This is a genomic window from Demequina lignilytica (genome assembly GCF_030418305.1).
GTDB classification, from domain to species: Bacteria; Actinomycetota; Actinomycetes; order Actinomycetales; family Demequinaceae; genus Demequina; species Demequina lignilytica.
The window spans coordinates 286,001-306,477 of the sequence record NZ_JAUHPX010000001.1 but is presented as its reverse complement, the minus strand read 5'-3'; the positions used below and the strand labels follow the sequence as shown (position 1 = coordinate 306,477).

Sequence of the window (20,477 nt, the reverse complement as noted above, 5' to 3'; positions counted from 1 at the left end):
GTCCCATTAAAGCGCACGGAGCACGCAGTTCACACCATTCAACGCGCATGGCGCGGGGCCGGTTCCCGGCAATCCGCTCAAGCCGCGCGAACCGGGGCGGACGCGCCCCTGCGAGACGGGTGGCGCGGTCCCGCGGCCATGCCAGAATGGGCGACATGAGCGACGTGGTCAAGCACGAGTCCGGCGCCCCGGCGACCCGCAAGGCGCGCATCCTGCTGTACAGCGACGACCGCAACGTGCGGGAGAAGGTGCGCTTCGCCGTCGGTCCGTCCACGCACGGGCGCGAGATCGAGTGGGTGGAGACCGCCACGCACGCCGCGGTGATCGACCGCCTCGACAACGAGCGCTTCGACCTGGTCGTGCTCGATGGGGAGGCCGCGAAGGTCGGGGGCATGGGCATCGCACGGCAGATGAAGCACGAGCTGTACGAGTGCCCGCCGATCCTCCTGCTCGTCGGCCGTCCCGGCGACGCCTGGCTGGCCACCTGGTCGGAGGCGGACGCCGCCGTGTCGCACCCGCTCGACCCGTTCGCGGTGCGCGACGCCGTCGACGGCTTCTTCGCCCCCGCCGACGCGGACGCCTGAGGGGCTCTCGTGGCGACGTTGCAGGACCTGCTCGCGCGCCTGGTCGAGCACGAGGACCTGACCGCGGAGGAGACCGCCGCGGTGATGGAGTCCGTGCTGACCGACTCCGCCTCGCCCGTGGCCATGGGCGCGTTCCTCGCGGCGCTGCGCGTCAAGCGGGAGACGGCCACCGAGGTCGCGGGCCTCGCGCAGGCGATGCTGGACCACGCGCTGCGCTTCGAGGTGCCCGGCCGGACCGTGGACATCGTCGGCACCGGGGGCGACGGCGCCCACACCGTCAACATCTCGACCATGGCGTCGATCGTGATCGCCGGCGCTGGACCGACGGTGGTCAAGCACGGCAACCGCGCCGCGACGTCGAAGTCGGGCAGCGCTGACGTGCTCGGGGCGCTGGGTGTGCGGCTCGACCTTCCCGTCGAGCGCGTCAAGGAGCTCGCGACGGAGGTGGGCATCACCTTCTGCTTCGCGCAGGTGTTCCACCCGTCCATGCGGTTCGCCATGCCGATCCGCAAGGAGCTCGGCATCCCGACCACCTTCAACATCCTCGGCCCCCTGACCAACCCCGCGCAGCCTCAGGCGACCGCGATCGGATCCTCGAGCATGCGGGTGTCCCCGGTGCTCGCGGGCGTGGTCGCGTCGCAGGGCCGCGAGGCGCTCGTGTTCCACGGCGACGACGGGCTCGACGAGCTCGCGCCGACGGGACCGGCCACCCTCTGGGAGGTCCGTGGCGGCGAGATCTCGGAGCAGCGCCTCGATCCGGTGGGCGACCTCGGTCTTGCGCCGATCACCCTGGACGAGCTGCGGGGCGGCGACGCCGAGCAGAACGCCGCGGTGGTCCGACGCGTGCTCGAGGGCGAGACGGGCCCGGTCCGCGACACGGTGGCGCTTAACGCGGCCGCCGGCCTGGTGGCGGATGCGACGCTCCCGGGCACGGCCTCGGGCACCCTGGTCGAGCGCTTCTCGGCGGGGCTCGGCCACGCCGAGCGCTCGATCGACTCGGGAGCCGCGCGCGAGGCGCTCGATCGCTGGGTCGCGGCCACGCAGTCCTGATCCCCCTCGGGCGCACGCGTGCCGTCGGGCGGGTGAGCGAGGCTCAGGTGGTGCGCAGGTCGCCGCGCGCCGCGCGGTCGGCCCGACGCGCGTCGACCCACCGCGCGTGGCGGCCCGCGCCTGTCCACGGGCTCGCCCACTCGCCCTCGACCACGAGCAGCCGTGTGCCCGAGGACTCCAACCAGCGGGCGACGATCTCGCGCTCCTCGACCAGCACGGGCTCGTCCAGCCCCAGGTCGCCCGTGAGGCCCCGGAGGCGCTCGACTGCGGGCCAGACGTCGGCGCGCGAGGCCGCGTACGCGCTCGCCGCGAACGCGCCCCGGCGGAAGGCGGCGACGTCCCAGCCGTCGCCGTGCGGGCGCGCGGCGACGATGCCGCAGCGGGCGATCGCCGCGAGCCGCTCGGCACGCATCGCGCCGTCCACGACGGCGCTGATCCCGTCGCGCAGCTCTGCCGCGCGCTCGTACTCGAGCGCGTCGGCACGCTCCACGATGAGCTGCTCGAGCGCCGACACGACCGGGGCGGGATCGCGTTCGAGGGCGTCCTTGGCGGCGGCGGCCGTCACGTCGTAGCCCGAGGACGGCCCGCGCACGCAGGGGGCGGCGCAGGCCCCGAGGTCCTTGAGCAGGCACGCTCGCGCCCCGCCGCGGGGCGTGATGGGGAGCCGCGTGGTGCAGGTCCGCACACCGAGCGCGCTCTGCAGCGCCTCCACCGCGACGCGCGCGTCGGAGGCCGATCGCATCGGCCCGAGCGCGCCGGGGGGAGGCTCGATCGACCGGGAGACGCTCAGCCGCGGGTAGCGCTCGTCGGTGAGCCGGACCCATGCGGTGCGCTCGGGCCGGGCGGAACGCCGGTTGTAGCGCGGGCGGTGCTCCGCGATGAGGCGCACCTCCCTCACGTTGGCCTCGAGCTCCGTCGCGCACACGATGGTGTCGACGGTGACCGCGAGCTCGAGCATCTCGCGGATCTGGCGCCGCTGCTCTCCCGTGGTGAAGTACGACTTGACCCGTGCCCGCAGGTTCTTCGACGTGCCGACGTAGAGGCGCTCGCCGCGCGGCCCCCGGAACGTGTACACGCCGGGCTTGGCCGGCACCGTCTCGGCCATTGTCGCCTTGCGGCGCAGCTTCTCCGGCATGGGGTTGCGCAGCGCGACCAGGTCCTCACGATGGGTGATGCCGAACGCGGCCACGCGCTCGAGCATGCGGTGGAGGATCTCCGACGTCGCCCGGGCGTCCTCGAGCGCGCGGTGGTTGGGCTCCACCGCGGTGCCGAACACGCGCGCGAGCGTCGACAGCTTCTTGTTGGGGGCCTCCTCCTTGGTGGTGGCACGGCGCGCCAGGGTGACGGTGTCGACCACCTGGCTGCCCGGCCACGCGTAGCCGTGGGCGCGGCACGCCGCCTTGAGGAAGCCGACGTCGAACGGCGCGTTGTGCGCGACCAGCACCCCGTCGCCGAGGAACTCCAGGAAGGACGGGAGCACGTGCTCGATGCGCGGCGCGGCCACCACCATCGCGTCGGTGATGCCCGTCAGCGCCACGATCATCGGCGGGATGGGCAGGCCGGGATCGACCAGGGTCTGGAACTCGCCGACCAGCTCTCCGCCCCGCGTCTTCACCGCGCCGATCTCGGTGATCCGCGATGTCTGCGGGGACGTGCCCGTGGTCTCGAGGTCGACCACCACGAAGGTGGTCTGCGACAGCGGCTCGCCGACGTCCGCGAGCGTCGGCTGCCGGTGCAGCAGCTGCTCGAGGGTCGACGGAGGGGTGGTCATGGCGCCGACGGTACGTCAGCGGTCCGACACGACGGTGCCATCACCGCTCTGCCAGGCATGACGGAGCGATGTCAGACCCGTCGCGCACACTGGCCGCATGATGATCGATTGCGATTCGTGCGAGATGCGCGGGAAGTCCTGCGGGGACTGCGTGGTGTCGTTCCTCACGATCGAGGTGCGACCGTCCGACCGGGCCAGGGTCGAGTTCGACGACGACGAGGCGAGCGCGGTGGCGGCGCTGGCCGAGGGCGGGCTCGTCCCGCCGCTGAGGCTGGTCAGGCCGCCACGGGCGGGCTGACCAGCCTCGGGTGAGGGCAGCGCGCGCGACGCGTCAGCCTCGGTACAGCGCCTCGATCTGGTCGGCGAAGTCCCGGAGCACCAGGGAGCGCTTCATCTTGAGCGACGGCGTGAGGTAGCCGTTGTCGACCGTGAAGTCGTCGAGGAGGATCTCCCACCGGCGGATCGACTCCGCCCGGGACACCGCGCCGTTGGCGCGCTCCACGGCCTTCTCCAGGTGCTCGCGCACCGTTGGATCCTGCGCCGCCTCCGCGACGGTCATCTCCGGCAGCCCGTGGCCCTTGAGCCACGCGGGGAGCGCCTCGGCATCGAGGGTGACGAGCGCCCCGATGTAGGGCTTCGCGTCGCCGACCACGACGCACTGGCTGACCAGCGCGTAGCTCCGGAGCCGGTCCTCGAGCACCGCGGGCGCGACGTTCTTCCCGCCCGCGGTGACGATGATCTCCTTCTTGCGCCCCGTGATGTAGAGGTAGCCCTCGTCGTCCTGGTGCCCGATGTCCCCGGTGTGGAACCAGCCGTCCTGCATGGCGGCCGCGGTCGCCTCGGGGTTGCGGTGGTAGCCGGCGAACAGCATGTCGCCACGCATGAGGATCTCGCCGTCGTCGGCGATGCGGACCTCGAACCCGGGCAGGGGCGAGCCCACCGAGCCGATCTTCGAGAGCCTCGTGCGGTTCACGTGCGACGCGGCGGTGACCTCGGTCAGGCCGTAGCCCTCGAGCACCTGCAGGCCGAGCCCGTTGTAGAAGTGGCCGAGCCGCTCGCCGAGCGGCGCCGACCCGGAGATGGCGTGGATGGCGCGCCCGCCGAGCACGGCGCGGATCTTGGACAGCACCAGCCGGTCGGCCACCGCGTGGCGCGCCTTGAGCGGGAACGACGGCCCGCCGGGCGTCGACAGCGCCCGCGAGTAGTCGATCGACTGCTTGGCGGCCCAGCGGAAGATCTTCACCTTGCCGCCCTCGGCCGCCTTCTGCTCGGCGGAGTTGTAGACCTTCTCGAACACGCGCGGCACCGCGAGGATCAGCGTGGGCTGGAACGACGCGAAGTACGGGACGAGCTTGCGCGCGTCGGGGCAGTAGCCGATCACGGTGCCGGAGGCGAGGAGCGCGACCTCGACGAGCCGCGCGAGCGAGTGCGCGAGCGTGAGGAACAGCACCGTGCTGGCGCCGTCGAAGAGCAGCACGTCGTCGAGCTCGTCCTGGATGCCATAGGTGTGGCGGACGAAGTTGAAGTGCGTGAGCGTGACGCCCTTCGGGCGTCCCGTGGTGCCCGAGGTGTAGATGATCGTCGCGGGGGAGTCGAGGGTCGCGAGGGCGGACCGCTCGGCGACCAGCGAGTCGGGGATCCCGGCGCCCGCGGCGCGCAGGTCATCGAGGCAGCCGTCGTCGATCACCATGACGTCGCTGAGCGGGCTCTCCGCGTCCTCCGCGACCTGGCGCGCGAGCGCGGCGTGCTCGGCGGTCTCGACGAACAGGAGGGCGATCTCGGCATCGGAGGTGATCCAGTCGATCTGAGAGGCCGACGAGGTGTCGTAGATCGGCACCGGCAGGGCGCCGACGGTCCAGATCGCGACGTCGAGCAGGCTCCACTCGATCCGGGTGCGAGACATGATGCCGACGCTGGCGCCCGGCTCGACCCCCCGCGCGATCAGACCCTTGGCGATCGCGGCGACCGTGGCGAGCGCCTCGCCGCCCGTGACGTCGATCCAGCGGTCGTCCGCGTCGGCGTGACGCATGACCACCTGATCGGCGCGCTCGCGCCAGCGGTCGGTGATGAGGGCGACGATGTTCGGGGCGTAATCAGCGCGCGCGGGCTGGTTCATGAACGTGTGACTCCGGTGGCAGTGGGCGGGACCTCTCACAGGCTAGCCTTGACGGAGTCCCAGCGAAGCATCGGAAGGCCATAGAACATGCATGCAATCGGCGTAGACATCGGCGGCACCAAGATCGCGGTCGGTGTCGTCGACGAGCACGGGCGCATCGTGGCGAAGACCAAGCGCAAGACCAAGCCGCAGGATCCCGCGAGCATCGACCAGGCGATCGCCGAGGCGGTCGGCGAGCTGGCCGCGGACCACGAGTTCCACGCCGTCGGCCTCGCGGCCGCCGGCTTCGTCTCCTCGGACCAGGAGCACGTGCTGTTCGCGCCGAACATCGCGTGGCGCGACTACCCGCTCGCTGAGCGAGTCTCCTCGCTCATCGGACGCGATGACATCGCGGTCGTCGTGGAGAACGATGCGAACGCCGCCGGATGGGCCGAGTTCGCCTTCGGCGCCGCCCGCGAGGCCAGGAACATGGCGCTGCTGACCATCGGCACGGGGCTGGGCGCCGCGCTGGTCGTGGACGGCACGCTGGTGCGTGGCGCGTTCGGCTTCGCGGCCGAGCTGGGGCACCTGCGCGTGGTGCCCGGCGGGCACCCCTGCGGCTGCGGGCTCCGAGGATGCTGGGAGCAGTACGCGTCCGGCTCCGCGCTCACGCGCGAGGCGCGCCGCGCGGCGGTCGAGCGCGAGGTGCGCGCCGCCGCCCTGCTCGAGCTCGCCGGGGGAGACGCCGCCGCCGTCACCGGACCGATGGTCACCGAGGCGGCGATCGCGGGCGACGAGCTCGGCATCGAGCTGCTTGCCGAGCTCGGCCGGTGGATCGGAGAGGGATCGGCCTCGCTCGCTGCGGCCCTCGACCCGGAGCTGTTCGTCATCGGCGGAGGGGTGATCGCGGCAGGCGATCTCCTGCTGGGCCCCGCGCGCGAGGCCTACGAGGAGAACCTCCCCGCCCGCGGCCACCGACCCATCGTCCCGATCGTCGCGGCGCAGATGGGCAACGATGCCGGGATCGTCGGCGCCGCCGACCTGGCGCGCCTCGCCGCGCAGGCCTAGGAGCAGCATGAGCGACACGAACTACTGGTTGTTCAAGAACGTCCTGATCGGGCCGGCCGCCAAGGGCTACTACCGGCCCTGGGTCGAGGGCGCCGAGAACATCCCGGCGGAGGGCGGCGCCATCCTGGCGTCGAACCACCTGTCGTTCTCCGACTCCGTGTTCCTGCCGCTGGTGATCAAGCGCAAGGTGGTGTTCCTCGGCAAGGCCGAGTACTTCACCGGCAAGGGCGTGAAGGGCTGGGCGACCCGCACCTTCATGGAGGGAGTGGGCACCATCCCGGTACATCGCGGTGGCGGCCGCGCGTCGGAGGCGGCGCTGCGCACGGGGCTCCAGGTCCTGCAGGGCGGGGATCTGCTCGGGATCTACCCCGAGGGCACCCGGAGCCCCGACGCGAACCTGTACCGCGGCAAGACCGGCGTCGCGCGCCTTGCGATCGAGTCGGGCGCCCCGGTGCTCCCGGTGGCGATGATCGACACCCACATCGCCCAGCCGATCGGGCAGCGGCTGCCGTCCCGCCACCCGATCGGGGTGCGGATCGGCGAGCCGATCTCCCTCGAGAAGCACGCGGGTCGGCAGGACGACCGCACCGTGCTGCGCGAGGCCACCGACGAGATCATGCACGCGATCGCCGCGCTGTCGGGCCAGACGTACGTCGATCGCGACGCCGCGCTCGTCAAGCGCGAGATGGCCAAGGCCGCCCGCGAGGAGCCGGCCGAGGGAGACGCCGACCGCTAGGTCTCCCGTCCCGGCGCGGGGCCCCTGCCCGCACGCCTAGAATGACCACGAAATCCGCAAGCTCAACGACGAAAGGTCCGTCATGTCGGTTCGCCGTGTCGCCCTGCTCACCGCGGGAGGCTTCGCCCCCTGCCTGTCCTCCGCCGTCGGAGGCCTGATCGAGCGCTACACCGAGATCGCCCCCGAGGTCGAGATCATCGCCTATGAGCACGGCTACTGGGGCCTGCTGCTCGGCAAGAAGACCGTGATCGACGACGAGGTCCGCAAGCACGCGGGACTGCTCCACGAGTTCGGCGGCTCGCCGATCGGCAACTCGCGCGTCAAGCTCACCAACGCCGCCGACTGCGTCAAGCGCGGTCTGGTCGAGGAGGGTCAGAACCCCCTCGAGGTGGCAGCTGAGCAGCTCAAGGCCGACGGCGTCGACGTGCTCCACACCATCGGTGGCGACGACACGAACACCACCGCCGCGGACCTCGCCGCCTACCTGGCCGAGCACGACTACGGCCTGACGGTCGTGGGCCTGCCGAAGACCATCGACAACGACGTGGTCCCGATCCGCCAGTCGCTCGGTGCCTGGACCGCCGCCGAGGAGGCCGCGCAGTTCGGCCGCAACATCATCGGCGAGCACCGCTCGGGCCCGCGCATGCTCATCATCCACGAGGTCATGGGCCGCGCCTGCGGCTGGCTGACGGCCGCCGCCGCGAAGTCCTACCGTGACGACCTCGCCACGCGCACCTTCCTGCCCGGCATCGGGCTCACCAAGGAGCGCTGGGACATCCACGCCGTCTACGTGCCCGAGTCGCCGATCGACCTCGACGCCGAGGCCGACCGCCTCCGCACCGTCATGGACGAGGTCGGCAACGTCAACATCTTCCTCTCCGAGGGTGCCGGCGTCCCCGAGATCATCAAGGAGATCGAAGAGTCGGGCGGGGTCGTCGAGCGCGACCCGTTCGGCCACGTCAAGCTCGACACGATCAACCCCGGCCAGTGGTTCGCGAAGCAGTTCGCCGAGCGCCTCGGCGCGGAGAAGGTCATGGTGCAGAAGTCCGGCTACTACTCGCGTGCGGCCGCGGCGAACCCGCAGGACCTGCGCCTGATCAAGTCGATGACGGACTACGCCGTCGAGTGCGCGCTGCGCGGCGAGCCCGGCGTGATCGGCCACGACGAGGAGGACGGCGACCGGCTCAAGGCCATCGCGTTCCCGCGCATCGCCGGCCACAAGCCCTTCGACACCTCCACCCCGTGGTACGTCGAGACCCTCGAGGCGATCGGACAGGCGTAGACATATGACCGAGGCTGCCCTGACGGCGGCTGGCATCGACTCGTACCTCGCTTGCGAGGCGAGGCAGCAGCCGACGTGGCCCGACGCCACGGCGCTGCTGCACGCCACCGACCGTCTCAAGCAGGTCCCCCCTCTGGTGTTCGCGGGCGAGGCGGACCGGCTGCGTGAGCAGCTGGCCGCCGCGTCCCGCGGCGAGGCGTTCGTCCTCCAGGGAGGGGACTGCGCCGAGATCTTCGCCGAGGCGACGGCCGACCGTATCCGCAACAAGATCAAGACCATCCTGCAGATGGCCGTGATCCTCACCTATGGCGCCTCGACGCCCGTGGTGAAGATCGGCCGCATGGCGGGCCAGTACGCGAAGCCGCGCTCCTCGGACACGGAGACCCGTGACGGCGTGACGCTGCCCGCGTACCGCGGGGACATCGTGAACTCGTCCGGCTTCACGGCCGAGGAGCGGATCCCCGACCCGAACCGCCTGCTGGACGCGTACCACGTGTCCGCGTCGACCCTGAACCTGATCCGCGCGTTCACGCAGGGCGGCTTCGCCGACCTGCGGCGCGTGCACCAGTGGAACAAGGGGTTCGCGGCCAACCCGGCGTACGCGCAGTACGAGCGGACGGCGGCGGAGATCGACCGGGCCGTGCGCTTCATGGCGGCCGCGGGCGGCGACTTCGACGCGCTCAAGACCGTCGACCTGTTCTCGAGCCACGAGGCGTTGCTGCTCGACTACGAGCGGGCGCTCACCCGCATCGACTCGCGGTCGGGGCTCGCCTACGACTGCTCCGCGCACCTGCTGTGGATCGGCGAGCGCACGCGCCAGCTCGACGGCGCGCACGTCGAGTTCCTCTCGAAGGTGCACAACCCGCTGGCGGTCAAGCTGGGTCCGACCGCCACGGCCGACGATGCGGTCGCGCTCGCCGAGCGCCTGAACCCCGCGAACATCGCGGGGCGCCTGACCTTCGTCGCCCGCATGGGCGCGGACAAGGTGAGGGACGCGCTTCCGGGGATCGTCGAGGGCGTGCGGGACGCCGGCGTCGCGGTGACGTGGCTGACCGACCCGATGCACGGCAACACCTTCACCTCGGAGTCCGGCTACAAGACCCGTGACTTCGACACGATCCTCGACGAGGTCACGGGCTTCTTCGAGGTCCACACCGCGCTCGGGACCGTGCCGGGAGGCCTCCACGTGGAGCTCACCGGCGACGACGTCACCGAGGTCATGGGGGGCACCGAGAAGATCGACGACGAGGGCCTCGCGCGGCGCTACGAGACCAAGGTCGACCCCCGTCTCAACCATCAGCAGTCGCTCGAGATGGCCTTCCTGGTCTCCGAGCTGCTCACGCGCCACCACGCGACCCTGCCGCAGGACGAGAGCGTCGAGCTCGGCTGAGCCGGGCATCGTCCCGGCAGGGCAGAAGGCCCGTCCCTCGGGGGACGGGCCTTCTGCGCATCGTGGACGATGCGGGGGTCAGTTGTAGCGGAGGGTGATGGTCGAGTTCTTCTCGACCGCGGTGCCGGGGAAGATCGACTGGTCCACGACGGAGGTCTTCGAGCTCCACGGCCACACGGGGTAGAGGCTGACCTTGAGCCCGTCGTCCTTCGCGGCCGCCTCGGCCTCGTCCACCGCGAGCCCGACGTAGTCTCCCACCTCGATCAGAGGCTTGCCCTCGGACACCGTGATGGTGATCGCGTCCGTGCGACGCGCCTCGGAGCCGGCGTCCAGGCTCTGGGCGTAGACCTCGCCGGTCTTCACGTCCTCGGTGCGTCCGGTCTCGACGGTGACGCGCAGCGCGTAGTCGTCCTCGAGGAGAGCGACAGCGTCGTCCTGCTTCATGCCGCTCACGTCCGGGACGGTGATCGGTGCGGGCCCGGACGAGACGACCATGTCGACCGGCTCGTCGTGGCGGACCGTCTCGCCCTCGGCCGGCGAGACCGACATGACCTCGCCGGACGGCACCGTGTCGGACGACGTCGACGTGACCTCGCCGATCGTGAAGCCGATCTCCGCGAGCGCCGCTCGGGCGTCGTCCTCTGACGAGCCGACCACGGACGGCACGGTGAACATCTCCGGGCCCTGCGAGACGAACACCGTGACCGTGCTGCCACCGAGGACGCGCTGCTGCGCGCTCGGGTCCGTGCCGATCACGAAGCCGTCGAGCACGTCGTCGTCGTAGACGTACTCGACCTCGGCCTCGAGCCCGGCGCTCTCGAGGAACGTGCGGGCGTTGTCCTCGGTCTCGTTCGCGACCGGCGGCACGGTCGTGTAGGCGCCCGGACCGATCGAGTTGTACCACCACAGCGAACCGCCGCCGATGACGAGCACGGCCACCAGGATCGCGGCGATCCACCAGCCCGCGCGCCGGTCGGCGCGGCGCGGCTCCTCCGCCTCAGGGTCGTCGTCGGGCAGGTCGGGCACCACCTCGGCGCCCACCGCGGGGAACGGGTGGCCCAGGCCGATCGGGAGCGCGACGGTCGCGCCCACGGGGGCGGCCTCGAGCACCGTGGTCGCGTCGTCGTCGCCCACCGCGGGGATCTGGCCCGACGGCGGGTCGGCGCGGCGATCCAGGGTGGGGTCGTCGAGCAGCTCGCGGGTCGCGCGCAGGCGCTCGAGCGCCTCGGCCGCGTCCGCGGGACGGTGCGCGGGGTCGCGGGAGGTGAGGCTCGCGACCAGGTCGTCGATCTCCGGCGGCAGCCACGGCACGGACTCCGACGGCGCCGGCATGTCGTGGTGGACGTGCTGGGTGGCGACGTCGATGGCGGTGTCGCCGGTGTACGGCTGGCGTCCGGTGATCATCTCGTAGAGCAGCACGCCGACGGCGTAGACGTCGGTACGCGCATCCGAGATCCCGTTCGAGATGAGCTCGGGGCCCAGGTACGCGACGGTGCCGAGGATGGTCCCCGTGGTGCTCGAGGTCACCTCGGTGACCGCGCGTGCGAGGCCGAAGTCGGCCACGCGGGGCCGACCGTCGGTGTCGATGAGGACGTTCTCGGGCTTCACGTCCTGGTGCACCAGCCCCTGGCGGTGAGCGGCCGCGAGGGCGTCGAGCACGTGCTCGGCCGTGGTGAGGGCGTCGCCGAGCGCGAGCGGACCCTCGTGCGCCATCCGCTCCCGCAGGTTCTCGCCCTCGACGAACTCCATGGTCAGGTAGGACAGCTCCTGGTCGGTGCCCTGGTCGTAGACGCGGACCACGCCCGGGTGGGTGAGCCGTGCCGCCGCCTTGGCCTCGCGTCGGAAGCGCGCGACGAACTCCCGGGAGCGCGGGTCGACCTCCAGATGCGGGTGCATGACCTTGAGGGCGATCTCGCGCTCGAGGTGGCGATCGAACGCCAGGTACACCGTCGCCATCCCGCCCGCCGCGACGCGCTCGCGCACCTCGTACCGGCCGTCGATGACGCGGCCGAGGAGCGGATCGGTCAGGGTGTCGGACACGTGCGCCATTCTAGGCGTCCCGGCGCCGCTCCCGGCAGGTGCCGCGGCGGCGCGGCGGTCACCCGAACCGGGTCATCAGGGCGGTGACGGATCGGACGTAGTCGACCGTGCCGGGGTACAGCCCGTGCTTCCGCACAGCGGCAGCGCCCTGGTAGTAGGCGCCGATCACCTTCGCCCGGTCCGCGAAGCTCCTGGTGTGGGAGCGCAGGATGAGGACGCCGGCCAGGACGTTGTCCTCCGGGTCGAGCAGGTCGAGCCGGCGGCCGGCCATGGTGGACGCCCACTCGCCCGATGCGGGGATCACCTGCATGACGCCCACCGCGTCGGCGGGGGAGACGGCGCGCATGTTGAAGCCCGACTCCTGGTAGGCGACGGCCTGGGCGAGTGCGGGGTCGACGCCGTACGCGTTCGCGGTGGCCACGACCAGGCGCTGCATGGCCGCGCGCGAGGGGACGTCGCGGGCGAGCAGCGCGGCCTTGTGCCGGTTGGCGGAGGCGACCACCTCCGTCGGGTACGTGCGGCCCAGGAAGGTGTCGCCGACCAGCCCGGTGGGCGTGCCTGTGGTGTCCGGCAGGGTGAGGCGCTGCCCGATGCGGATCAGGTTGACGTTCGTGAGGCCGTTGGCACGGGCGAGCGCCGCGACGGTCGTCGAGTTCCGCGCGGCGATCGCGGACAGCGTGTCCCCGGGGGCGACCGTCACGGTGCGCGCGGTGGACGATGCCGAGGACGGCCCGGGGGACGCGGTCGCCTCGGGCGCCGTGGAGGATGCCGCGACCCCGGGCAGCACGAGCGTCTGCCCGACGCGGATGAGGGCGCGCGAGCCGAGGTCGTTCGCCGCGATGATGGCGTCGACGCCGATGCCGTGCCGGTGCGCGAGGCTCCACACGGTGTCCCCGGCCACCACCACGTGCGTCGCGACGCGGGTCGCGGAGGACTGGGCCTGGCTCGAGGCGGCTCCGGTGCCGGTCGGGATCGTCAGGGATCGGCCGACCACGATCGTCGCGCGCCCGTCGAGACCGTTCGCGCGCACGATCGCGGACACCGACGACCCGTAGCGCTGCGCGAGGGACCAGACGGTGTCGCCCGGCTCGACGCGGTGACGTTCGTCCGCGGCGGCGGGGGCGGCGGCGAGCAGGGCGATCACGAGCGCTCCGACGGCCGCGGACGTGGCGGCCCGGCCGGAGGGTCGGCGCTGCGTTGCACGCATACGCACCTCCAGATCTGTGACGGATGTGACTGATGTGACAGATGGTGCAGAAGTGACGTTATGCCAGGTCGGCCCATCCCGCAACCCGTCAGAGCCCACGTCGGTACGCTGGACGCCATGACCGATGACACCGACTGGCTCACCGTCCCCGACTTCGCCGAGGTGCTCGGCATCACGCCGTCGCAGGTGCGCGAGCTGATCCGCGAGGGCCACGTCCTGGCGGTCCGTCGCGGCGAACGTCAGGTGATGCAGCTCCCGGCGGGGGTGATCGTGGACGGAGAGGATGGTCCCGAGGTCCTGGCGACCCTGCGCGGCACGCTCACCCTCCTGCGGGACGCGGGATTCGACGATGCGGAGAGCGCCGACTGGCTGCTGCACGAGGAGGCCGAGCTCGGCATGACCCCGTTGGCGGCGCTGCGCGAGGGACGACGCGCCCACGTGCGGCGCATCGCCCAGTCGCTCCTCTAGGAGCGGCCGAGGTCAGGACGCGCGGTCGATCGCGGCATCGACCAGCGCGAGCACCGGCGTCGGATCCGGCAGGGCGGCGTGTAGCGCGGCGCGGGCGTGCCCCGCGGCGGCTGCGATCGCCTGCTCGACCGCGTGCACGGCGCCGGATGCGCGAAGGGCCGCGATCGCGGCGTCGATGTCGGGCGCGCCCGCCTGGGGGTCACCCAGGACCGCGAGAACGTCGGCGCGCTGGGCTGCCGTCCCGTGCGCCAGCACATGCGCGATGAGGAGCGTGCGCTTGCCCTCACGGAGGTCGTCGCCGACCGGCTTGCCCGTCACGTCGCTGGCGCCCAGCACACCGAGGACGTCGTCACGGAGCTGGAACGCGATGCCCAGGGGGACGCCGGCGTCTCGCACCGCCGCGACCACCGCATCGTCCGCCCCGGCCAGCGCGGCGCCGAGCGCGAGCGGCATCTCCGCCGTGTAGGAGGCGGTCTTCGACCGCATCACCGTCTGCACGGCCTCGGGTAGCCGCTCGGCGTCGAGCGGCACCGTCGCCTCGTGCATGTCGAGGTGCTGGCCTGCCGTGACCAGCACGGCCATCTCCGCGAACAACGGCTCGATCCGCGGGTCGGCGGCGTAGGAGACCTCGGCCGCCGCATGGAGCGCCGCGACCAGCGCGATGTCGCCCGCGAGGATCGCACCCGCCGTGCCGTACGCCGCGGGCTCGCCGAGGCCGCCGCGCGCCCGATGCGAGGCCTCGAAGGCACGGTGCGTGGCGGGGCGGCCCCGCCTCATGTCGGAGCCGTCGAGGACGTCGTCGTGGATGAGCGCGGCGGTCTGGAAGAGCTCGAGCGCCGCGGCGACGCCGACCACGTCGGCCTCGGACGCGCCGCCGCACGCCTCCGCCGCCGCGATCACGAGGCGGCCCCGGAACGCCTTGCCGCCCTCCGAGGCCTGGACCAGGCGCGCATGGATCTCGTCCGCGGCGACTCCGGTCGGGCCGGCGACGTCGCGGAGCCAGCCGAGGATGCGGTGGACACGTACGTCGATCGCTGCGCGGGGATCGTCCATGGCGATCAGCGTACGGGCGGATGTCCCCAGGTCGGGACGACGACGCCTGACTCCTCTGCGCCCCCGCCTCGCGGCGAGTCCTCCCGCCACGGGCACGAGCCTGGCGGCATGACAGTGATCACCGGACCCGGCGAGCTGGTCGCGCTCGTCCCTCGCATGCTCGGATTCGAGCCCGCCGACAGCGTCGTGACGGTGCTGCTCGGCGATGCCGGCGCCGTGCTCGCGGCGCTCAGGGTCGATCGTCGCGACCTGCTCGCCGACGACGGCCCCGACCTCGCCCTGCAGGTCGCCGCGCAGGCGGCGCGTGACGGCGCGGCTCGCGCGCTGGTCCTCGGGTTCACCGACGAGCCGGCCGACCGCCGCTGCGACGCGCTGGACCGGGTCGCCGACGCGCTTGCGGACACCGTCGGAGAGGTCGGCAGCTGGCGGGTCACGGCGGGTCGCTACTTCTGCCCCGACTGCACCGATCCCCGCTGCTGTCCTCCGGGTGGACGCGCCGTGCCCGCCGCCCGACCGGACCCCGGCCTCGACGGGCGGTGGAGGCGGGCGTGGGCCCGGGACCTGCGGTCGGCGCCCGCGGAGGAGCGGCGCAAGAGCGTCCGCGCCGCGCGGCGGTGGGAGGCGCGCGCGTCGGCGCTCGGACCCGCGGGGTGGCGCGTCCGCTCGGTCGAGACCTGGCTCGTCGCGCTCGGGTCCGACGGCTGGAACGCGGCTCTGCTGGGCCGGATCGCCGCAGGTCTCGCGGACGTGCGGGTGCGCGACGCCGCGCTGATCGCCCTGGTGCCCGGCGCGGACGCGGCGGTGGCGGAGGCGCGCGACGGCCGTGACGGTGAGGCGGTCGCGGCGGTGCTCGGCGCCGGCCTGACCCCGCGCAGCGCCCCGGACCCCGTCCGGTCGGCGCGTGCACGCGAGCTCCTCGCGGGGATCCTGGACCACCTCGCGGGCGAGCGCGCCGCTCCGGCCGCCGCGATGCTCGCGGTCCTGGCATGGTGGACGTCCGATCGCGACGGCGCCGTCGCCTGGTCGGAGGTCGCGCTCGAGCTCCAGCCCGGCTACCGCCTCGCGGGCCTGGTCCGCGCCCTCGTGGAGACCTCGGGGGAGCGCTGACGGGAGCGATCCGCCGACGTGTCGAGGAACACCGCGGGTCGATCGGGCGTTACAATCTAATGGATTTGCGCGAGGCGAACAGCGCAGCCTCACCATCCACTCCGTGACAGGTCGAGAGGGTAGTCGTGTCGCCGAAGCAGTCGAGCCGGTCCGTCTCCGGCGACCATAGCCGCCCTCGTGGCGAACGCCAGGACCAGACGGACGCCCCCCGCAGTTCGACCGACGCGCTGCCGCACGCCGACAGCACCATGATGAAGGAGAAGGCCACGACTACCGCCGCCGCTTCCAAGACCACCGCCACCACGACGACCGCGCCCAAGGCAGCGGCGCGCAAGGCGAGCGCAGCCAAGGCCGCCGAGCCGGAGGCCCCCGAGGGCGCCGACGCCGAGACTGCGGCTCCGAAGAAGCCTGCCGCCAAGCGCGCCGCCGCCAAGAAGCCTGCCGCCGGGGCGACGACCCCCGCCAAGGGCCGGGGCAGGGCCTCCGCGAAGGCCAAGGGTTCCGAGGCCGACGCCGAGCCGGCCGAGGACGAGACCGACCCGTCCGACGGCGGGCCGAGCGACGACGAGGTGACCGAGGACTCCGAGGCTCCCGCGGGCAAGGAGGGCGGCGAGGACGAGTCGCGCGGCTTCGTGCTCGGCACGGGTGACGACGACGCACCGGTCCAGCAGGTGATGACGGCCGGCGCGACGGCCGACCCGGTGAAGGACTACCTCAAGCAGATCGGCAAGGTCGCGCTGCTGAACGCCGAGCAGGAGGTCGACCTCGCCAAGCGCATCGAGGCGGGCCTGTTCGCTGAGGAGAAGCTGGGCTCCGGCGAGAAGCTGGCGCCCAAGCTGCGGCGCGAGCTCGAGTGGATCGCGAACGACGGTCGTCACGCCAAGAACCACCTGCTCGAGGCGAACCTCCGTCTGGTCGTGTCGCTCGCCAAGCGCTACACGGGCCGCGGCATGCTGTTCCTGGACCTGATCCAGGAGGGCAACCTCGGTCTGATCCGTGCGGTCGAGAAGTTCGACTACACCAAGGGCTACAAGTTCTCGACCTACGCGACCTGGTGGATCCGCCAGGCGATCACGCGCGCCATGGCCGATCAGGCCCGCACCATCCGCATCCCGGTGCACATGGTCGAGGTCATCAACAAGCTCGCCCGTGTGCAGCGCCAGATGCTGCAGGACCTGGGCCGCGAGCCGACCCCGGAGGAGCTCGCCAAGGAGCTCGACATGACGCCCGAGAAGGTGGTCGAGGTCCAGAAGTACGGCCGCGAGCCCATCTCCCTGCACACGCCGCTCGGCGAGGACGGCGACAGCGAGTTCGGCGACCTCATCGAGGACTCCGAGGCGGTCGTGCCCGCGGACGCCGTGGGCTTCACGCTGCTCCAGGAGGAGCTGTCCAAGGTCATGGACACGCTGAGCGAGCGCGAGGCAGGCGTGGTCGGCATGCGCTTCGGCCTCACCGACGGCCAGCCGAAGACCCTCGACGAGATCGGTCGCGTGTTCGGCGTGACGCGCGAGCGCATCCGCCAGATCGAGTCGAAGACCATGTCGAAGCTGCGTCACCCGTCGCGCTCCCAGGTGCTGCGCGACTACCTCGACTGACACCCGCTCACGACGCGCTGAGGCGCCCTCGCCCGCTCCGGGGAGGGCGCCTCAGCCGCGTCCGGAGGCGTGGTGATAGGCGGCGGCCTCGGTGCGGTTGGCGACGCCGAGCTTGGCGAGGATCGACGAGACGTGGACGCTGACGGTCTTCCGCGAGATGAACAGCCGCTCGCCGATCTCCCCGTTGGAGAGGCCCTCCGCGACCAGGTCGAGCACCTGGGTCTCACGTTCCGTGAGCGGTCCGTCGACCTGGAGGTCCGGCCCGGATCGGCCCAGGCGCGTCAGCAGCTCCGTCGCCCACGCCCCGACGGCCCCGACGCCGTCGGGGGGCGCCTCCGCCGCGACGGCGCTCAGCAGGTCCACCGCCTCGTCCCGTGAGCCGTGGTCGAGCAATGCGTCCGCCAGCAGGTAGCGCGAGTGGTGCACGTGGCGGCGCGGCACCCGGCCTCGCGCGCATTCGGCGACCGCGAGCCGCCACCTCTCGACGCGATCCGGGGATCGCGTCGCGTCGCCGAGGTGGGCTTCCGTGAGGACCAACGACGACCGGAACCACGGATGGCGGCCCAGCTGCGTGGCGATGCTCCGGATGGTCGCCACACGGTCCGCGGGCACCTCGACGCCCACGCGCGCGGCAGCGCCCATCAGCGCCGCCGCGGAGACCACCAGCACGTCCAGATCGCCCGGCGCGTGCTCGGCCTCGGCGGTGCCGAGCGGATCGACCAGCGACATCGCTTGGCTGAGGAGGGCGGCGCGGGCCGCGGGCGCAGACGCCATCGCCCGGACCACGGCCGCGTCGACGCGGAGCTGGTGCCACACCCCGATCCACTGCAGGTCCAGCTGCGTGTCCTGCGCGACCGACGTCTCGAGCGCGATCAGGCGGTCGTACTCCTCGAGGCGCCCGTCCCACGCCAGGCCGAGCCCCTCGATCTGCTTCGCGTTGAGGACGATCTGCACGGAGTCGCCGCGGGAGAGGCTGACGGAGCGGCGCGCCGCCGCGATGCCCTCCTCGAGACGGCCCGAGGCGATGATCCCCTCGGCCGTGTTCGAGAGGATGTGCGCCCCGGCCCGCTCGCGACCGGCCTCCGTCACCAGAGCCACGGTCGCGAGTCCGAGATCGACGGCTGCACCGAACCGTCCCGCCTGCAGGTGGTTGCAGACGATGTTGTTGACGGCCAGCAGCCGGGTGTCATCGGGCTCTGGGCACAGCTCCAGCACCTCGGCCAGGTCCGCGTGAGCCCTCTCGAGGTGACCCGTCGACCAGCAGTTCTTCGCGCGCATGAGCTTCGCGAAGGCGAGCACGCGCGCGTCGCCGGTCGCCGAGGCGAGGGCGACGGCTCGGTCGTGGAGCGCGTCGCTCTCGGCTCCGCGCGAGCATGACGCGCGCCAGGTCACCGACTGGGCGCGCCAGAGCTCGGCCTCGGCGTCGTTGCGACCGCTGATGAGGGAGTCGAGCTCGTCGAGCCGTGCGGCCCTGTCGAGACGGCGCTCCGTCTCCCGGGCGACCCGGATCTCCATGAGGATCAGGGGCACCCGCGTCTCGGCATCGGAGACGGGCGCCGCCGCGAGCGCGTCGTCGATCACGCGCAGGCACGCGCGCACCTCGTGCGCATCGAGGTAGTCCTGTGCGATCGCCCGCCGGACGTGCGCGAGATCCGCCCCCGCGACCTCCGCGGCACGCGGCACCCGGCCCCACAGACCGACCAGCTGCTCGCCCAGCCGTGCGGCGATGTCGACGGCGAGCGTCGCCCGCGCATGGGCGACCGCGGCGACGGTCGCCGCGAACGCCGCGTCGGGATCGTCGGCGGCACGCCAGTGCGCGGCCGCGGGCGCTGCGGCGCCCGCATCGCCGCCGTCCAGACGCCTCTGGAGGTCCGACGCATACGCGCGATGCAGGTCCTTGCGCTCGTGGGGCAGGAGCTGCTCGTACACCGCCTCCCGGATCAGCGCGTGGCGGAAGACGTAGCCGTCGCCCTCGGCGCCGAGGATGCCGGCGGCGATCGCCGCGTGAAGCCCCGCGGTCAGCTCCGGCACCTCGCCCGGCCACGCTGAGGCGAGATCGTCGTGCTCGAGCCGTGCGCCGGCGACCGCCGCCACGCGGACCACCGCGCGACCGGGGTCCTCGAGCCGCCCCACACGGGCGAGCACCACCTCGCGCAACGACGAGGGCAGCGCGTGCTCCGGAAGGCCGAGCAGCTCCTCGACGAAGAACGGGACGCCCTCGCTGCGCTCCATGAGGGTGGCGACCTCGGTCGAGGTCGGCTCCCGGTCGAGGATCTGGCCGGCGTGCGCCGCCACCTGCTCGGCACGGAGACGGCTGATATCGATCGTGGTGACCGTCCTGGCGCGCTGCATCTCGGCAAGCCATGCGGCCATGTCCGGGCCGCGGTCGACGTCGTCGGTACGGTAGGTCAGCAGCAGCGTCAGATGCGTCGCACGCGGGGTGGTCGCCAGCACGCGCAGCACCGCCAGGGTGGCCGCATCCGCCCAATGGATGTCCTCGACGGCGAGGATCAGGTGTCGGTCACGTGACAGGCCCTCGACCAGGGTCTCGATCGCCTCGGGGATGTAGTCGGCGCCTCCTGTCAGCGGCGCCGACGGCCCGCTGGCGAGCTCCGGCACCAGCGTCGCGAGGGCCGCGATGATCGCAGGCGTCCCCGATGCCGCCTCGATCGCGTCAGCCCCGACCCGCGCGCAGCAGTCCCGCAGCAGCCTGCGGATGGGCGTGAGTGGAGCGCCGACGGGCCCGAGGTCGATGCAATGGCTCGTCGCGACGACCGGCTCGACTTCGTAGCCGCGAGCCGCGCGCTCGAGGCACTCCCGCAGGAGCCGCGTCTTGCCGATCCCGGCCTCGCCACGGATGAGAGCGGTTCGAGGCTCGCCTGCGCGCCCGGCGGCGCACAGGTCCAGGAGCGCGGCCAGCTCGGTGTCGCGGCCCACCATTCTGGCGGCCAACGGGGCGACGGCCATCTCCCCATGGTGCCGCACTCGAGCGTTGCAGTCGAGGGGTCGCTGGCGATCAGTCCTGCTAGAT

General features: G+C 72.5%; 16 protein-coding genes. 10 read left to right on the top strand and 6 right to left on the bottom strand.

The annotated features are described in order from the left end of the window. The first annotated feature begins 155 nt into the window (after positions 1 to 155). Both QQX10_RS01415 and trpD read left to right on the top strand, forming a co-directional pair. Positions 156 to 584, top strand: a complete 429-nt coding sequence (locus QQX10_RS01415) for a response regulator (RefSeq protein ID WP_301144400.1) — start codon at positions 156 to 158, stop codon at positions 582 to 584. A 9-nt stretch (positions 585 to 593) separates the two neighbouring features. Beyond that, the gene (gene trpD, locus QQX10_RS01410) at positions 594 to 1,634 is read left to right on the top strand and encodes an anthranilate phosphoribosyltransferase (RefSeq protein WP_301144399.1); all 1,041 of its coding nucleotides are present in this window, start codon (positions 594 to 596) and stop codon (positions 1,632 to 1,634) included. Positions 1,635 to 1,677: 43 nt separating this feature from the next. Here the strand turns inward: trpD and QQX10_RS01405 are convergent, their stop codons facing one another. Next, the gene (locus QQX10_RS01405) at positions 1,678 to 3,405 is read right to left on the bottom strand and encodes a DEDD exonuclease domain-containing protein (RefSeq protein ID WP_301144398.1); all 1,728 of its coding nucleotides are present in this window, start codon (positions 3,403 to 3,405) and stop codon (positions 1,678 to 1,680) included. Positions 3,406 to 3,502: 97 nt separating this feature from the next. Between QQX10_RS01405 and QQX10_RS01400 the strand changes: the two genes are divergently transcribed. After that, positions 3,503 to 3,703, top strand: coding sequence for a hypothetical protein (locus tag QQX10_RS01400; RefSeq protein ID WP_301144397.1), 201 nt, complete (start codon positions 3,503 to 3,505; stop codon positions 3,701 to 3,703). 33 nt (positions 3,704 to 3,736) lie between these two features. Here the strand turns inward: QQX10_RS01400 and QQX10_RS01395 are convergent, their stop codons facing one another. After that, positions 3,737 to 5,521, bottom strand: coding sequence for an AMP-dependent synthetase/ligase (locus tag QQX10_RS01395; RefSeq protein ID WP_301144396.1), 1,785 nt, complete (start codon positions 5,519 to 5,521; stop codon positions 3,737 to 3,739). 87 nt (positions 5,522 to 5,608) lie between these two features. Here QQX10_RS01395 and QQX10_RS01390 point away from each other — a divergent pair, with 87 nt between their 5' ends. The 4 genes from QQX10_RS01390 to QQX10_RS01375 all read left to right on the top strand — a co-directional run bounded on the left by QQX10_RS01390 (position 5,609) and on the right by QQX10_RS01375 (position 9,976). Next, entirely contained in the window at positions 5,609 to 6,568 is a 960-nt protein-coding gene (locus QQX10_RS01390; protein ID WP_301144395.1) for an ROK family glucokinase, read from the top strand. Between the two features lie 7 nt (positions 6,569 to 6,575). Continuing rightward, positions 6,576 to 7,304, top strand: a complete 729-nt coding sequence (locus tag QQX10_RS01385) for a lysophospholipid acyltransferase family protein (RefSeq protein ID WP_301144394.1) — start codon at positions 6,576 to 6,578, stop codon at positions 7,302 to 7,304. Positions 7,305 to 7,386: 82 nt separating this feature from the next. Next, positions 7,387 to 8,586, top strand: a complete 1,200-nt coding sequence (locus tag QQX10_RS01380) for a pyrophosphate--fructose-6-phosphate 1-phosphotransferase (RefSeq protein WP_301144393.1) — start codon at positions 7,387 to 7,389, stop codon at positions 8,584 to 8,586. Positions 8,587 to 8,590: 4 nt separating this feature from the next. Beyond that, positions 8,591 to 9,976 (top strand): class II 3-deoxy-7-phosphoheptulonate synthase, encoded by a 1,386-nt coding sequence (locus QQX10_RS01375; RefSeq protein ID WP_301144392.1) that lies wholly within the window; start codon positions 8,591 to 8,593, stop codon positions 9,974 to 9,976. 78 nt (positions 9,977 to 10,054) lie between these two features. Here QQX10_RS01375 and pknB read toward each other — a convergent pair whose 3' ends face one another. Together pknB and QQX10_RS01365 are read right to left on the bottom strand one after the other, a co-directional pair. Continuing rightward, a complete protein-coding gene (gene pknB / locus QQX10_RS01370; protein WP_301144391.1) occupies positions 10,055 to 12,016 on the bottom strand; it encodes a Stk1 family PASTA domain-containing Ser/Thr kinase in 1,962 nt (653 codons plus the stop codon). Positions 12,017 to 12,074: 58 nt separating this feature from the next. Further along, entirely contained in the window at positions 12,075 to 13,223 is a 1,149-nt protein-coding gene (locus QQX10_RS01365; protein ID WP_301144390.1) for a LysM peptidoglycan-binding domain-containing protein, read from the bottom strand. 117 nt (positions 13,224 to 13,340) lie between these two features. Here QQX10_RS01365 and QQX10_RS01360 point away from each other — a divergent pair, with 117 nt between their 5' ends. Beyond that, the gene (locus tag QQX10_RS01360) at positions 13,341 to 13,691 is read left to right on the top strand and encodes an Rv2175c family DNA-binding protein (protein WP_301144389.1); all 351 of its coding nucleotides are present in this window, start codon (positions 13,341 to 13,343) and stop codon (positions 13,689 to 13,691) included. A gap of 12 nt (positions 13,692 to 13,703) precedes the next feature. Here the strand turns inward: QQX10_RS01360 and QQX10_RS01355 are convergent, their stop codons facing one another. Next, the gene (locus QQX10_RS01355; protein WP_301144388.1) at positions 13,704 to 14,744 is read right to left on the bottom strand and encodes a polyprenyl synthetase family protein; all 1,041 of its coding nucleotides are present in this window, start codon (positions 14,742 to 14,744) and stop codon (positions 13,704 to 13,706) included. A gap of 108 nt (positions 14,745 to 14,852) precedes the next feature. Here QQX10_RS01355 and QQX10_RS01350 point away from each other — a divergent pair, with 108 nt between their 5' ends. Both QQX10_RS01350 and QQX10_RS01345 read left to right on the top strand, forming a co-directional pair. After that, complete coding sequence (locus QQX10_RS01350) at positions 14,853 to 15,851, top strand: DUF4192 family protein (protein ID WP_301144387.1); 999 nt, start codon at positions 14,853 to 14,855, stop codon at positions 15,849 to 15,851. Positions 15,852 to 15,976: 125 nt separating this feature from the next. Further along, on the top strand, positions 15,977 to 17,446 hold the full coding sequence (locus QQX10_RS01345) for an RNA polymerase sigma factor (protein ID WP_301144386.1): 1,470 nt from the start codon (positions 15,977 to 15,979) through the stop codon (positions 17,444 to 17,446). A gap of 51 nt (positions 17,447 to 17,497) precedes the next feature. On the opposite strand, the gene QQX10_RS01340 is transcribed toward QQX10_RS01345, so the two are convergent. Beyond that, positions 17,498 to 20,413 (bottom strand): helix-turn-helix transcriptional regulator, encoded by a 2,916-nt coding sequence (locus tag QQX10_RS01340; RefSeq protein WP_301144385.1) that lies wholly within the window; start codon positions 20,411 to 20,413, stop codon positions 17,498 to 17,500. Positions 20,414 to 20,477: the final 64 nt, after the last annotated feature.